The following is a 12995-nucleotide window of genomic DNA, read 5'->3' as shown; positions in this document are numbered from 1 at the left end:
GCCGACATCCTGCTTGTAAGGCAGGCGCTCTGAACCAGCTGAGCTAATCGCCCCAATTTTACACTTTGCTTTTCTTATTTTCCCATCTCTATGAGTAGTTGTTTTCCTGAAAAGCGATGCAAAGATAGGCTCTTTTTATATTTCCACAAAATATTTCGCAAATAATTTTCTAAATATTTTTCAACCTCTATTATTATCACTATTTTTGTAACGTAAAAATAGGGGAGTTACATTCTTTTTATAGAGAACACAGCTACAAAGAAAAAATGAATGAGCAGTAAAGTGATTTCCCGCCATTCAGGAATCCATTTAAAACCCGCCTTGCGCGACAAAACAATGAACTTAAACAAACTGACAGCCATCTCGCCCATAGACGGACGGTACAGGGATAAGACCGACGAACTTGCCGGCTTTTTTTCGGAATACGCATTAATCAAATACCGGGTGAGGGTAGAGGTGGAGTATTTTATTGCACTCTGTGAAGCTGGAATCCCCTCGCTTGAGAAAGTGGACAGGCGTAAATTCGATGAACTGAGAGCGATATACCACAACTTTGCGGAAGAAGATGCACTCAGAATCAAGGAAATCGAAAACATCACCAACCACGACGTGAAGGCTGTGGAGTATTTTCTGAAAGATAAATTCGATCAGCTGGATCTATCCGCCTATAAAGAGTTTATTCACTTCGGACTGACGTCGCAGGATATCAACAATACGTCCACTCCCATGATGTGGCAGGAAGCGCTGCAAATGGTGTACATTCCGGAACTTGAGAAAGTGATTGCACAGATTGAGGCATATGCTGAAGAATGGAAGGATATTCCCATGCTGGCCCGTACCCACGGACAGCCGGCTTCGCCCACCAGACTGGGAAAGGAGATGAAGGTGTTTGCTTACAGGCTTGCCAACCAGACAGAGGTGTTAAAACACATTCCCGCAAAAGCGAAATTTGGCGGTGCCACTGGTAATTTTAACGCACATCGTGTGGCTTACCCGCACACCGACTGGAAAAAATTTGCCGAAGACTTCCTGCGGCAAAAGCTGAATCTTCACAGGGAAGAATACACCACGCAGATATCCAACTACGATACTCTGGCTGCTTCGTTCGATGCAATGAAACGGATCCACACAATCCTCACTGATTTCAACCGCGACATGTGGCAGTATATCTCCATGGAGTATTTTAAACAGAAGATCAAAGAGGGTGAAGTGGGCTCATCGGCTATGCCACACAAGGTGAACCCCATTGACTTTGAAAATGCCGAAGGAAATCTAGGAATAGCCAATGCACTTCTCGAGCACCTGGCCGCAAAATTACCCATTTCACGCTTGCAGCGTGACCTCACAGACTCTACCGTGATCCGGAATATCGGAATGCCTCTCGCACACGGAATAATTGCCCTGAAAAGTACAACAAAAGGGCTGGGTAAATTGTTATTAAACAGTGAAGCTATTGAGCGGGATTTGGAGAATAACTGGGCAGTGGTTGCCGAAGGTATTCAAACCATATTGAGACGAGAGGGATATCCGAAACCTTATGAGGCGCTGAAAGGTCTTACACGAACCAACAGGCATATAACAAAAGAGCTTATTTCAGAGTTTATTGACAGATTAGAGGTGGATGATCGGGTGAAACAGGAGTTAAAAGAAATTACACCACAAAGTTACACAGGAATTTAAGTGAACAGGAATTAAGTCTTTATGGAGAATCCGGTTTGGTTATTCCACTTTTACAGATAACCACCGGCGTGTTTTAGGGTAAACAAAGAAAAACAAAAAAACCGTGAGGTTTTATTATTCAAACAAAACGAAAGCAACATGACAACAAACAACGAAGAATCGCGCCCGAGAAGGAGTTTTAGCAGCGCGGGCAATGAGAGACACGCTTCGCCACACAGAAATCAGAATTATGATTCATCCAACAGAAATCAGGGATATGAGCGAAGAACACATCAGGAAGGATATCGTACACAGGAACGCCCCTACAACACACAGGATCGTTCCTATAAACAGAATTGGGGAGATTCACAACAAAGAAGTTCCTATGGAGAGGGCGAAGGAGGCCCCCGTAAACGTCGCCCGAGAGTGGGGGAACGTGTACAGTCACAGCAACGGACACCCGCTGGAAACTATGGCAACCGCAGCTGGGGAAATCAACCTCAGAACAGGAGTAATCAACCTCTAAGCGGTCCCAAAAAGCTGAAAAAGAAAAAACCATTCAAGCAGATTAAGTACAAAGAGAATGCCGATCCCAATGCTCCGATCCGTCTCAACAAGTACCTTGCCAATGCAGGTGTATGCTCACGCCGTGAAGCGGATGAGTTTATCCAGGCAGGTGTGGTAAAGGTGAACGGTGAAATTGTGACGGAATTGGGAACCAAGATTACCCGTGCCGATGAGGTGATGTTCCACAATCAGCCGGTAACGCTGGAGAGCAAGGTCTACGTCCTTCTGAATAAACCAAAAGGCTTTGTAACGACGACCGACGACCCTGAGAACCGCAAAACGGTGATGGAGCTGGTTAAAAGCGCCTGCTCCGAAAGAATCTATCCGGTGGGACGGCTCGACAGGGCTACAACGGGAGTTCTCCTACTTACCAACGACGGAGACCTCGCTTCAAAATTAACACATCCGAAGTACGAAAAACGGAAAATATATCAGGTATGGCTTGACAAACCTGTAGCAATGGAACATATGCAGGCTATTGCGGATGGGATTGAGTTGGAAGATGGTGAGATTCACGCCGATGCTATCAGTTATGTGACGGAAGATGACCTGACACAGGTGGGCATTGAGATTCACTCTGGCAAGAACCGCATAGTACGTCGTATGTTCGAGAAGCTGGGATACCGCGTATTGAAACTGGATAGGGTCTATTTTGCCGGGCTGACCAAGAAAAAGTTATCCCGCGGGAAATGGCGTTACCTCACAGAACAAGAAGTAAACATGCTTCGCATGGGAGCGTTCGATTAATATTCATTCATAGGCTATGCCCTGCAACCCATGGCTTGCAGGGCAACCCCCGAATGACGGTTAACTATTTATTTATCATTAATTCCTTCGGTAAAGCAGGAAGGACGTAAATACTGCATGTCTCCCTGATGGGATATGGCGTTGATTATGAAACAACTAAAACGAATAAAAATTTCAGAAGCTTTACAGCTTACCAGCTTCGGCGACGAAGTAAACATTAAGGGGTGGGTGCGCACCCGCAGAGGGAACAAAAACGTGGGATTTGTCGCACTTAACGACGGCTCCACTATCAAAAACATTCAGATTGTGATTGATATATCGCGGTTTGGTGAAGAGTTCCTTAAGCCCATAACCACTGGTGCATGTCTCAATGTGAACGGGACATTGGTAGAGTCACAGGGACAAGGACAGTCGGTGGAGATACAAGCCACGGAAATAGAGATCTTTGGCGAGGCAGACCCTGCGGTATATCCGCTGCAGAAGAAAGGACATTCACTGGAGTTTCTTCGTGAAATCGCTCACTTACGGCCACGAACAAATACTTTCGGCGCCATCTTCCGGATGCGCCACCATATGTCGTACGCCATTCATAAATTCTTCAACGATAAGGGATTTTACTATTTCCACACTCCCATTATCACAGCTTCGGACGCAGAAGGAGCCGGATCCATGTTTGGGGTAACTACCCTCGATGCAGACAATCCGCCCCGGGATGAACAGGGAAAAACAGACTTCTCGCATGATTTTTTCGGAATGCAGACCAACCTCACCGTGTCGGGACAGCTCGAAGGCGAACTGGGAGCAATGGCGCTGGGTGCCATCTATACTTTTGGACCTACCTTCCGTGCCGAGAACTCAAATACGCCACGACATCTCGCCGAGTTCTGGATGATTGAACCAGAGGTGGCTTTCTTCGACAATAACGACAATATGGATCTGGCGGAGGAGTTTCTGAAATATCTGATACAGTATGCCCTCGATCATTGTATGGAAGACATTGAATTCCTTGCAAAGATGTACGACAATGAGCTGATAGACAGGCTTAAATTTGTGGTGGAAAATGATTTTGTCCGGCTCACCTACACCGAAGGAGTGAAGATCCTGGAGGAATCGGCCCAGAAATTTGAGTTTCCGGTCTACTGGGGAGCCGACCTACAATCGGAGCACGAACGTTATCTGGTTGAAAAGCATTTTAAGCGTCCCGTAATCCTTACAGACTATCCGAAGGAGATCAAGTCGTTCTATATGAAACAAAACGACGACGGTAAAACTGTTCGCGCCATGGATGTGCTCTTCCCCAAAATCGGTGAGATCATTGGTGGATCGGAGCGTGAAGCCGATTACGACAAGCTTTTACACAGGGTGGAAGAGACTGGCATGAGCAAAGAACCCATCTGGTGGTACCTGGAAACACGCAAGTTTGGTACGGCACCTCACGCAGGCTTTGGACTCGGATTTGAAAGGCTGATGCTTTTCATTACCGGAATGGCCAATATCCGCGATGTGATCCCGTTTCCACGTACACCCAATAATGCTGAGTTTTAAAGAATAATGAAGAGAATACGCAATTTTTGCATCATTGCCCATATAGACCACGGCAAGAGTACACTGGCCGACCGCCTGCTGGAGTTTACCAAGACCGTTGAAGGCAAGGAGCTTCAGTCACAGGTACTCGACAGCATGGACCTGGAGCGAGAAAGGGGAATTACCATCAAGAGTCATGCCATTCAGATGGATTATGAATTTGAGGGGGAAAAATACACCCTCAACCTGATTGATACGCCGGGACACGTGGACTTCTCCTACGAGGTGTCACGCTCCATCGCTGCCTGTGAGGGAGCTTTGCTGGTGGTGGATGCCGCACAGGGCATACAGGCACAAACAATTTCGAATGTCTACATGGCCATCGAGCATGATCTGGAAATCATTCCCATCCTCAATAAGATTGACCTGGACAGTGCCATGCCCGACGAGGTAGAAGACCAGATCGTGGAGTTACTGGGCACGCCGCGGGAGGAGATTATCCGTGCCAGCGGAAAAACGGGAATCGGAATCGAAGAGATCCTTCGGGCCATCATAGAGCGCGTTCCCGCACCGCAGGGCGATCCTGATGCGCCGCTGCAGGCGTTGATATTCGACTCCGTCTTCAACTCCTTCCGGGGCATCATTGCCTATTTCAAGGTTGTGAACGGCAGCATTCGCAAAGGCGACCTCGTGAAGTTCATCAACACCGGAAAAGAGTACGAAGCCGATGAAGTAGGCATCCTGCGCCTGACGATGTCTCCACGCGATGAAGTGCTCTGTGGCGATGTGGGATACATCATTTCCGGCATCAAAACTTCAAAAGAGGTGAAGGTGGGAGATACCATCACCCATGTGAAGCGACCGGCACCAAAAAGCATCGAGGGATTTGAAGAGGTGAAGCCGATGGTTTTCGCGGGCGTCTATCCCATCGAAAGTGAGGATTTCGAGAATCTCCGTGCATCGCTGGAGAAGCTGCAGCTAAACGATGCCTCGCTTACCTTTCAACCGGAATCGTCGGTAGCACTGGGCTTTGGTTTCCGATGCGGCTTTTTGGGATTGCTCCATATGGAGATCATCCAAGAGCGGCTCGAGCGCGAATTTAACATGGATGTGATCACCACCGTTCCGAACGTATCGTACCGCATATACGACAAGAAGGGCACAATGAAAGAGGTGCACAATCCAAGTGGCTTGCCTGATCCCACACTTATCGAACGTATCGAGGAACCGTTCATCCGGGCATCGGTCATCACCAACACCACCTATATAGGACCTATCATGACGCTCTGTCTTGGAAAACGAGGAGTGCTGATCAAGCAGGATTATATTTCCGGCGACAGGGTGGAAATCATTTACGACATTCCCCTGGGGGAGATTGTAATCGATTTTTACGATAAACTGAAGAGCATCTCAAAGGGATATGCTTCGTTCGATTACCACATGCATGACTACCGTCCTTCCAAACTCGTGAAACTGGATATCCTGCTGAACGGAGAGCCGGTGGACGCACTTTCCACGCTTACCCATTTCGATAATGCGCAGAGCTTCGGACGGCGTATGTGTGAGAAGTTGAAAGAGCTGATTCCTCGTCAGCAGTTTGATATTGCCATACAGGCGGCTATTGGTGCCAAGATTATCGCCCGCGAGACAGTGAAGGCGGTACGCAAGGATGTGACAGCCAAATGTTACGGTGGCGATATCTCTCGTAAGAGAAAGCTGCTTGAGAAACAGAAGGAGGGAAAGAAGCGGATGAAGCAGGTGGGCAACGTAGAGGTGCCTCAAAAAGCTTTCCTTGCAGTATTGAAGCTGGATTAGAATAATCTGGAACCGGAATGTGAATGTGAATGTGAATTTTATCTTAGGCAACCTGCAATATAACCAATTAAGAAACCGAAACGATGAAAGCTAAAATTCTTCTTTTTGCTCTTTTTGCCATTGGCAGCATTTCGCTTGCCAGGGCTCAGTATGTGAATGAAACACCAATCAGTGAGCTCGACGCCGACTATATCCGCATCTGGTCTGATTCGGGCCCGTTGTTAAGCTCAAAGATTACAGTGAGGGTTGATTGGGGTAATGGTGGACGTGTTCCACAGATCACCGACGACCGCCGTCGTGCAATCTCGTTCAACGGCATGATTGCCGTTTTAAACATGCTCAGCAAAGAGGGCTTTGAATTGCTGGAGATTGTCCGTGATTCGAAAGACGAGACGGAAATATTCTATCTGAAAAGGAAAGAGGGATTTGTCCCGTTTTCCGCGAGCAGGGACGGTGCTTCGGTGGAGTATGACACCCGGACGCACAGCCGGTAATATCGTTGGTGACAAAAACAAAAGGCACGCCAATCACTTGGAATGCCTTTCTATCAAAATAATAAAAAGTAGAGAGAAGCTGCTGACAGAATCCTGTTGTGCAGCTTTTTTCAATTTTGTACCAGCACCACGGAGGGGTTCATGCCCACCGCAGAAAGACGGTACCTCATCTTGCCTGCCTTATCAAGGCAGTAGAGATCGCCTGGATGCACGTAGTCGGTGGATGCGATGAAGAGATCTCCGGAGGAAGGATCGACAGAGACATTGTTCATAATCGGGATCACGGTACCATCGCTGATAAAGCTGTGGCTCACGATCTCCTCTTTCAGGCAGTCGTAGACGACCAGCTTGTTGGGTTCACCGTAGGAACCGGTGATGATATAGGCTTTATTGCCGCTGATCACGAACTTCTGCGGCGCATCGATGCCGGCGATGGTTTCGACTGTACCTTTACCTGAGCGGATTACCTTGAAGGTACCCGGCTCGTCACCGTAGTTGCCGGTTACCGAGAGGTAGATGTCTCCCTGACTATCCGCCTGCACTGCACCGGGATTGGTACCCACCTCTATCTTTTTCTCCTCGGTCAATGTGGTGAGGTCAACCACCGAGAGGGTATTATCGTACCCGTTTTTCCAGTTCAGTCCCCCCGAGTTGGCCACGTAGATCTTGTTGCCATGGATGGCGATCCCCTCCGGGTCCATTCCCACCGTCACCGACCCGTCGATAGCTAAGGAGAGGGTGTCGATACGGGTAACTGTATCATCGAAGGAGGTGATGTATATCTTGCCGCCGTAAGCGGCAATGCGACGCGGCTCCTTGCTCACTCCACTGACTGTTTCCATCATGATCTGGCGGATTGATTTACCGGTGGCAGCTTCCACCACTTCCACGGTCCCCGATTTGCTCACCGCGATATAAATCTTCGATCCATACTGCAGCATATCATTGGCCACATCGCCCAGCCCTCTTTTGTTTATACCCAGGAAATACGAAGGGTTGAGACTCTCCTTTTCAAGGTCATAACGTGCCACCGTGGCATTGTTCATGCCCATGCCGCCCTCGTTGAGGATAAGTAGCGCTTTGCCATTCCCGGGAATTTCTTCTCCGGGATTGTCGTTATTGGCACAGCTCCAGAGCAGCACTGCTGCAAAGAGCATCGGATAAAGATAAACTCTTTTTTTGTTCATTGCATAGAATTATTTAAAAGTGAATGATAAGCGTTCCTCTGTAGGAACGGCCCGGCATGGGGTAGTTCCGTACAATCTCGTAGTTCCTGCCGATGAGGTTCAGCACCTCGCCAACAAGCACAAGCCTCCCCAGGTGGGTTGAAAACTCTTTCTGAAGGGAGATGCTGTGATCGGCATATCCTTTCATACGGTAGGCTGTATCGTTGTAGCCGTTACTGTAACGCGAACCCGACCAGATCAGCGTGTAGGATAGCTGCATCCGGTAAAATTCCAGCGCTGCACGGGCTGCCCCCGAATGACGGGGAGTGTAAGGGAGCTGGTGTCCGTAGTTGACCTGCTGTCGGTCGGTACGGTCGGCAGCTCGCTGCCAGGTGTAGCTGGCGCCGGCGTGCAACACCATCTTCTCTGTCATTGCCGTTTCGCTCTCCAGCGAAAAATCGGCTCCATTGATGATCACCTTGCCCACGTTGATCATGGCCCACTGGTGTAGGTTACCGGTGGGAAAGGCCACGATCTTGTTCTCCACCCGGTTGTGATAGGCATCGGCCGTAACCGTCACCTGTGGCATGTGATTCCCGGTAGAATTGCCGTAGGTGACTCCGATATTATATTGTTCCGCATCTTCCGGCAACAGGTTGCGCGTCCCCACCTGCGGGTAGTAGAGATCATTGAAGGTGGGGAGCCGGAAGCTTTTCTTATAAAAGGCCCGCAGGCGCAGATCGTGGTTCTGAAAGGGCTTGAAGGATGCACTGAGGTAGGGGGAGAGACGGTTGCGGTTTGTGCCTGCCGTTCCATTTTCTGCAGACTCAAAGGTCTGGGTGCGAAGAAGGCTGGCGGTGGCCAGCAGCTGTTCATTCACCCACCTGGCAGCCACCATCGTGTAGGAGGTGAGCCGGGTGGGGGTGACAAATCCCTGCCGGTTGGCATGCATTGTTGCCGATATCAGGTCGCCCGAAATGGAGAATGAGAGGTTGGGAAAAGCCCGGTAGAGGACAGACAGTGAGCCGTAATGCTCATGCTGGGTAAAAATATCCTCCACCTTACCCTCTGCACCCAGATAGGTAGGGTCGAGGTAGCGAAGGTAACTCTGCTGGTATTTGCCGTCTGTCTGCATCTCCCATTTGCGGGAAAAAGCATGTTGGTAATGTCCTTGCAGGAAGAAGTTACGGTCCCACAGGCGCTGACCGGCATTGTGGAGCGTGTTGTAAAAAATGGTGGCACCTGGCAGTCCTCGCTCCGAGGTGTAGTAATAGAGACGTAGATCGCCCCGGCTACGGTCTGAGAATTGTGCATGCAGCGACGATTCCAGTCGCAGATTTTCCACATCGCCGTTGATGCGCCGCTCACGCGAGGCACTGTCTCCTGCGGAGGCGCCGTAACGCAGCAAATAGGGATAGTTGCCACGTGATCGCATCCATTCACTGCTGAGGGAGGCCGTCACACGCCCTGAGAGGCGGCTGTTGACCAAAAACGAGGGGTTGAAGAGTCCGAAAGAGCCGCCTCGTAGGGTAGTTTTGCCATTCATTCTCTCGTTGCCGGCAAAGTGGGGAGCTGCGGTGGTGATCTCCAGTGCCGATGCGGCGGAAAAAGTACGTGCTGGCCTGAAGATGCGGTCATCCTGTCCGTTGTGCAGCGTCAGGAGCTCTACGTTATCGAGCGAAAAACGGCCGATGTCGATCTGCCCCGTCTGCTGATCGGAGAGGACAATGCCGTTGTAACTCACCACCGTGTGGTGTGCTCCCAGGCTCCGCACCGAGATGGTCTTCAGTCCCCCGATACCGCCGTAATCACGGATGGTTACACCTGGCAGGTGCTTCACCACATCGGAGAGCTGCAGGGCGTTGAGCTGTCCAATCTGTTCCCCGGTAAAGATGTTCCGAGGTGCCGTGGATTGAATCTTCCGGTCGGTGAAACGCTCGATGACGATTACCTCGGGTAGTCCGATGGTGTCGGAAACCGACTGTGCAGGGGTTGCAGCCGGTGTACATAATGCCGCACAACCCCATAAAAAGAGTGATTGTAAAAATAACCTCATCGATACCGAATTTTATTCCGGTAAAGCCTGATGAAAATGAAACACGTAAAAAAAAATGATTCTGTTGCGTGTCGTTTTCAAGCTTTAATCCCCGAAAGCCATGTAACTGTTCTGTAAATTATTGGCAGGTCTTCTGACTTACTCCCGTGTCTGAACGCCTTCCCGTACCCGTTACAGGGACAGTGGCAATTGAGGTAGTTGTTCGGCACATAAGCGGAGCTTACAGCAGCGGGTCTGTTCAGGATTTACACCTGATTCCCTTTTCATAACGTGCCCAGGATTAAGAATGAAACACGTTACACCAATTTTCTGACAGCAAAGGTACGAAAAAAAATGGAATCACATGAGTTTTTTCTTTCCTGCATACAAATATTATCGCTGCAGCCGATCGGTGATATCAGTGAGACGGCCTTCTTGGAGGCGGTACAACCGCTGGTTGCTGCCTCGCCGGTCCAGTCCACCCAATACCTCGATGTAGGGACCGATTTTCACATAATCAAAACAGAAACGGGCCGTATCATATAACTGATTGCTGCCGGAGTACCAAGCGGTATGAATGGCTCCTGTACGGTACTTCCGAACATAGGTTGCCAGTCGGCAGACACCTTCCGGATCTGCATCCCCCCCCATGAAGCAGAGGCAGGTGACGGCTTCTCCATACCGCCCGAGTAGCTGAGCAAGAGAGGTTTCGTTCAGTTCCTCCCCGATATCGGTTTGCAGCTGGGGACTGTGACACCCCTTACATCGGTAGGGACATCCCGACAGGTTGATCGCCAGGGTTACCTCATCGGGGATCTCCTGAAACAAGATATCGTAATCCACAAACCTCAGCATGACAACAACTCCCTCTCTTTCTCCGGTTTGCCGTAATAACGGGAAGCCGCTTCCTGCTGGCGGGGGAGTGAGAAATTGCTTACCCGTTTCATATATCCGATCACACGGGTGAGGTAATCCACATTCTCCGACCCACATTCCGGGCAATGGGTCAGGTAACGTTTGTCGATGGTGCCGCAAGTGTTACACACGGTATTGGGAATGTTGAAGGTGAAATAGTTGCACCCTTCCAGGGCAGCCACACGCAAGAGATGGCGATACTGCGTCCGGGAGAGATGCTCCTCCAGGTTCATGTGCAAAGCCGATCCGCCGGTCAGGTGAGCAATGTAATCCCGCCCATGCAGACGAAATTTATCGATCACGTTCAGCGACGAGTCTTCCACCCGATAAAAATAACTGTTGTAACAGTCGCGTGACACCTGGTATCCATCCTCCTTATCCCATTTGGCATGCTTCACACCCACGTTTTCTGCCGGGATCATCTCACAATTGAACATCAGTTCTTTCGATCGGTATTTTTTATTATACCGCTCGATAATGCCCAGGATCTCCTGCACAAAAGCCACGTAGTGGGGATTGGGATTGATCTTGATTCCCAGCGATTCGGCAGCCTCCACCAGCCCGTTCACTCCGATGGTCAGGTATTGACGATCCATGTTGATGTAGCCCGCATCAAAAAGAGGCAACATTCCTTTCCTGTGAAACATCTTCAGATTCTCATTGTATGCGATCTGTGCCTTGTGTACCAGGTCCACCACCTCTTCAAGAAAGCGTGCGTAGGGCTCGCCTGAGCGTGTTGCAAACTGGATACAGCGGTTCAGATTGATGGTCAGCACGCTTTTGGAACCGGTGGAAACACCCCCCGCGCCCAGCGTATAGCTGAATCCGTTGTCCTGTATCTCATTGCGCAGACGGCAGCAGCTGGCCAGCGAATCGGCATTGTCGCTCATATAAGTGAAGAAGGAGTGTCCCTCGGCATACATCCCGGCGGTGAAGTCTGCGTACTCCGGGTCCATCAGGTCGCCATCTTTCGAGAGCAGCGCCATCGTCTCCACCGGAAAGGTTAGCACCGTTTTGGTACGCTCGTGGTTAAACCACTTCATAAATCGTTTCTGCAGCCAGCTGACCGATTCCCAGACGGGGCGAGTTCCGTCGGGGAACAGAAACTCACCGAACAGGCTCTCGAAGTAATACCGGTCGTAATAGGATATATTCCAAAAGACTGCCTGGAAGTTGCGCGCACCGGTGGGTTGGTTGATGGAGTAGACGATCTGCTCAAAACAGTCGGTAATCACCTTGTCGATGTCTCGCTTCCGCAAGGAGAGATCAACCACCTCCCGGCTCCGCCTGTAATAGTTGTCTCCATACTCTCTGCGGACAAAATAATCGAGGTACATCAGAAATTCGGGTGTGGCGCAGGCGCCGCTCAACATGCTCGACACCATGAACACCATATTGATGAATCCGCCGCAAAACGACTTCAGGTTGGTGGGTGGGGTGGAGTTACCGCCGATGGAAAGAGTGCCGTTGAGCAGCCAGGGGTACATGGTGATGCTGGCACAATAGTTGGCCAGGCTGGTCTCATCATTCTTGTAGATGAAATGCTTGTTCAGAAGATCCATATACTTGTCTGACAGCTCTTTGCCATACATCTCCTTCATGCGGTCCGTGATTAACTTGCGGTTGAGGTCGATAAAGTTTTTCTTGGGTAGCTCCCCAATAAGCGTGGCAATATTTTTCTTCTCCACGTTGGCATTCGCGTCATATTTGCTCCCGGTCGCCGCATTCTGTGCCTCACAGTAGTTGATCAGGAAGTTCATCTTGTTGCGGACCTCCCTCGTCTCGGCATGCTTCTGCCGGTAGAGCATATACGACTTGGCCACGGCAAAGTATCTTTCTGCCATTAATGCTGTCTCAACCTGGTTCTGGATCTCTTCCACCGTCATGCCATCGGAGATGTGAAGGCGAGAAAGAATAGAGATGAAGTCATCTTCGGTAGCAAACGTGCCGACCGACAGAAATGCTTTGGCAATGGCGTTTTCAATCTTCTTGATGGAGAAGGGAACCTGTTTTCCGTCCCGCTTCACAATCTGAATTTCCTTATTTCCCATACGATGATATTTTTTTAATATT

General features: G+C 49.8%; 9 protein-coding genes and 1 riboswitch. Of the genes, 5 read left to right on the top strand and 4 right to left on the bottom strand.

Annotated features, from left to right (window positions below; translation table 11 throughout):
- The first annotated feature begins 336 nt into the window (after positions 1-336).
- From purB to B3Z75_RS10490, 5 genes are all read left to right on the top strand, one after another.
- Entirely contained in the window at positions 337-1680 is a 1344-nt protein-coding gene (purB, locus tag B3Z75_RS10510) for an adenylosuccinate lyase (protein ID WP_294071353.1), read from the top strand.
- Between the two features lie 138 nt (positions 1681-1818).
- Complete coding sequence (locus tag B3Z75_RS10505) at positions 1819-2973, top strand: pseudouridine synthase (protein WP_294071350.1); 1155 nt, start codon at positions 1819-1821, stop codon at positions 2971-2973.
- 147 nt (positions 2974-3120) lie between these two features.
- Positions 3121-4518: an asparagine--tRNA ligase gene (asnS, locus tag B3Z75_RS10500; RefSeq protein ID WP_294071347.1), complete on the top strand. Its 1398-nt coding sequence runs from the start codon at positions 3121-3123 to the stop codon at positions 4516-4518.
- Between the two features lie 6 nt (positions 4519-4524).
- Complete coding sequence (lepA, locus tag B3Z75_RS10495) at positions 4525-6312, top strand: translation elongation factor 4 (RefSeq protein ID WP_294071344.1); 1788 nt, start codon at positions 4525-4527, stop codon at positions 6310-6312.
- Between the two features lie 83 nt (positions 6313-6395).
- Entirely contained in the window at positions 6396-6806 is a 411-nt protein-coding gene (locus B3Z75_RS10490; protein WP_294071341.1) for a hypothetical protein, read from the top strand.
- 110 nt (positions 6807-6916) lie between these two features.
- Here the strand turns inward: B3Z75_RS10490 and B3Z75_RS10485 are convergent, their stop codons facing one another.
- The 4 genes from B3Z75_RS10485 to nrdD form a co-directional block, all read right to left on the bottom strand.
- Complete coding sequence (locus B3Z75_RS10485) at positions 6917-7993, bottom strand: YncE family protein (protein ID WP_294071338.1); 1077 nt, start codon at positions 7991-7993, stop codon at positions 6917-6919.
- Positions 7994-8006: 13 nt separating this feature from the next.
- Positions 8007-10028, bottom strand: a complete 2022-nt coding sequence (locus B3Z75_RS10480; protein WP_294071335.1) for a TonB-dependent receptor plug domain-containing protein — start codon at positions 10026-10028, stop codon at positions 8007-8009.
- 106 nt (positions 10029-10134) lie between these two features.
- Positions 10135-10349, bottom strand: a riboswitch (cobalamin riboswitch).
- A 51-nt stretch (positions 10350-10400) separates the two neighbouring features.
- Positions 10401-10862 carry a 4Fe-4S cluster-binding domain-containing protein gene (locus B3Z75_RS10475; RefSeq protein WP_294071332.1) on the bottom strand — a complete coding sequence of 154 codons (462 nt, stop codon included), beginning with the start codon at positions 10860-10862 and terminating at the stop codon, positions 10401-10403.
- Positions 10856-12973 carry an anaerobic ribonucleoside-triphosphate reductase gene (nrdD, locus tag B3Z75_RS10470; RefSeq protein ID WP_294071329.1) on the bottom strand — a complete coding sequence of 706 codons (2118 nt, stop codon included), beginning with the start codon at positions 12971-12973 and terminating at the stop codon, positions 10856-10858. Before nrdD ends, B3Z75_RS10475 begins: the two co-directional genes overlap by 7 nt.
- Between the last annotated feature and the right edge of the window lie 22 nt (positions 12974-12995).

Source organism: Proteiniphilum sp. UBA1028 (assembly GCF_002316955.1).
Lineage (GTDB): Bacteria > Bacteroidota > Bacteroidia > Bacteroidales > Dysgonomonadaceae > Proteiniphilum.
Note: the sequence above shows the minus strand (reverse complement) of the source record. Positions and strands in the feature narration are given on the sequence as shown.

Excerpts from the sequence above, each read along its gene's own strand:
- purB (WP_294071353.1), top strand. The coding sequence starts at position 337 with ATGAACTTAAACAAACTGACAGCCATCTCGCCCATAGACGGACGGTAC.
- B3Z75_RS10505 (WP_294071350.1), top strand. The coding sequence starts at position 1,819 with ATGACAACAAACAACGAAGAATCGCGCCCGAGAAGGAGTTTTAGCAGC.
- asnS (WP_294071347.1), top strand. The coding sequence starts at position 3,121 with ATGAAACAACTAAAACGAATAAAAATTTCAGAAGCTTTACAGCTTACC.
- lepA (WP_294071344.1), top strand. The coding sequence starts at position 4,525 with ATGAAGAGAATACGCAATTTTTGCATCATTGCCCATATAGACCACGGC.
- B3Z75_RS10490 (WP_294071341.1), top strand. The coding sequence starts at position 6,396 with ATGAAAGCTAAAATTCTTCTTTTTGCTCTTTTTGCCATTGGCAGCATT.
- B3Z75_RS10485 (WP_294071338.1), bottom strand. The coding sequence starts at position 7,993 with ATGAACAAAAAAAGAGTTTATCTTTATCCGATGCTCTTTGCAGCAGTG.
- B3Z75_RS10480 (WP_294071335.1), bottom strand. The coding sequence starts at position 10,028 with ATGAGGTTATTTTTACAATCACTCTTTTTATGGGGTTGTGCGGCATTA.
- B3Z75_RS10475 (WP_294071332.1), bottom strand. The coding sequence starts at position 10,862 with ATGCTGAGGTTTGTGGATTACGATATCTTGTTTCAGGAGATCCCCGAT.
- nrdD (WP_294071329.1), bottom strand. The coding sequence starts at position 12,973 with ATGGGAAATAAGGAAATTCAGATTGTGAAGCGGGACGGAAAACAGGTT.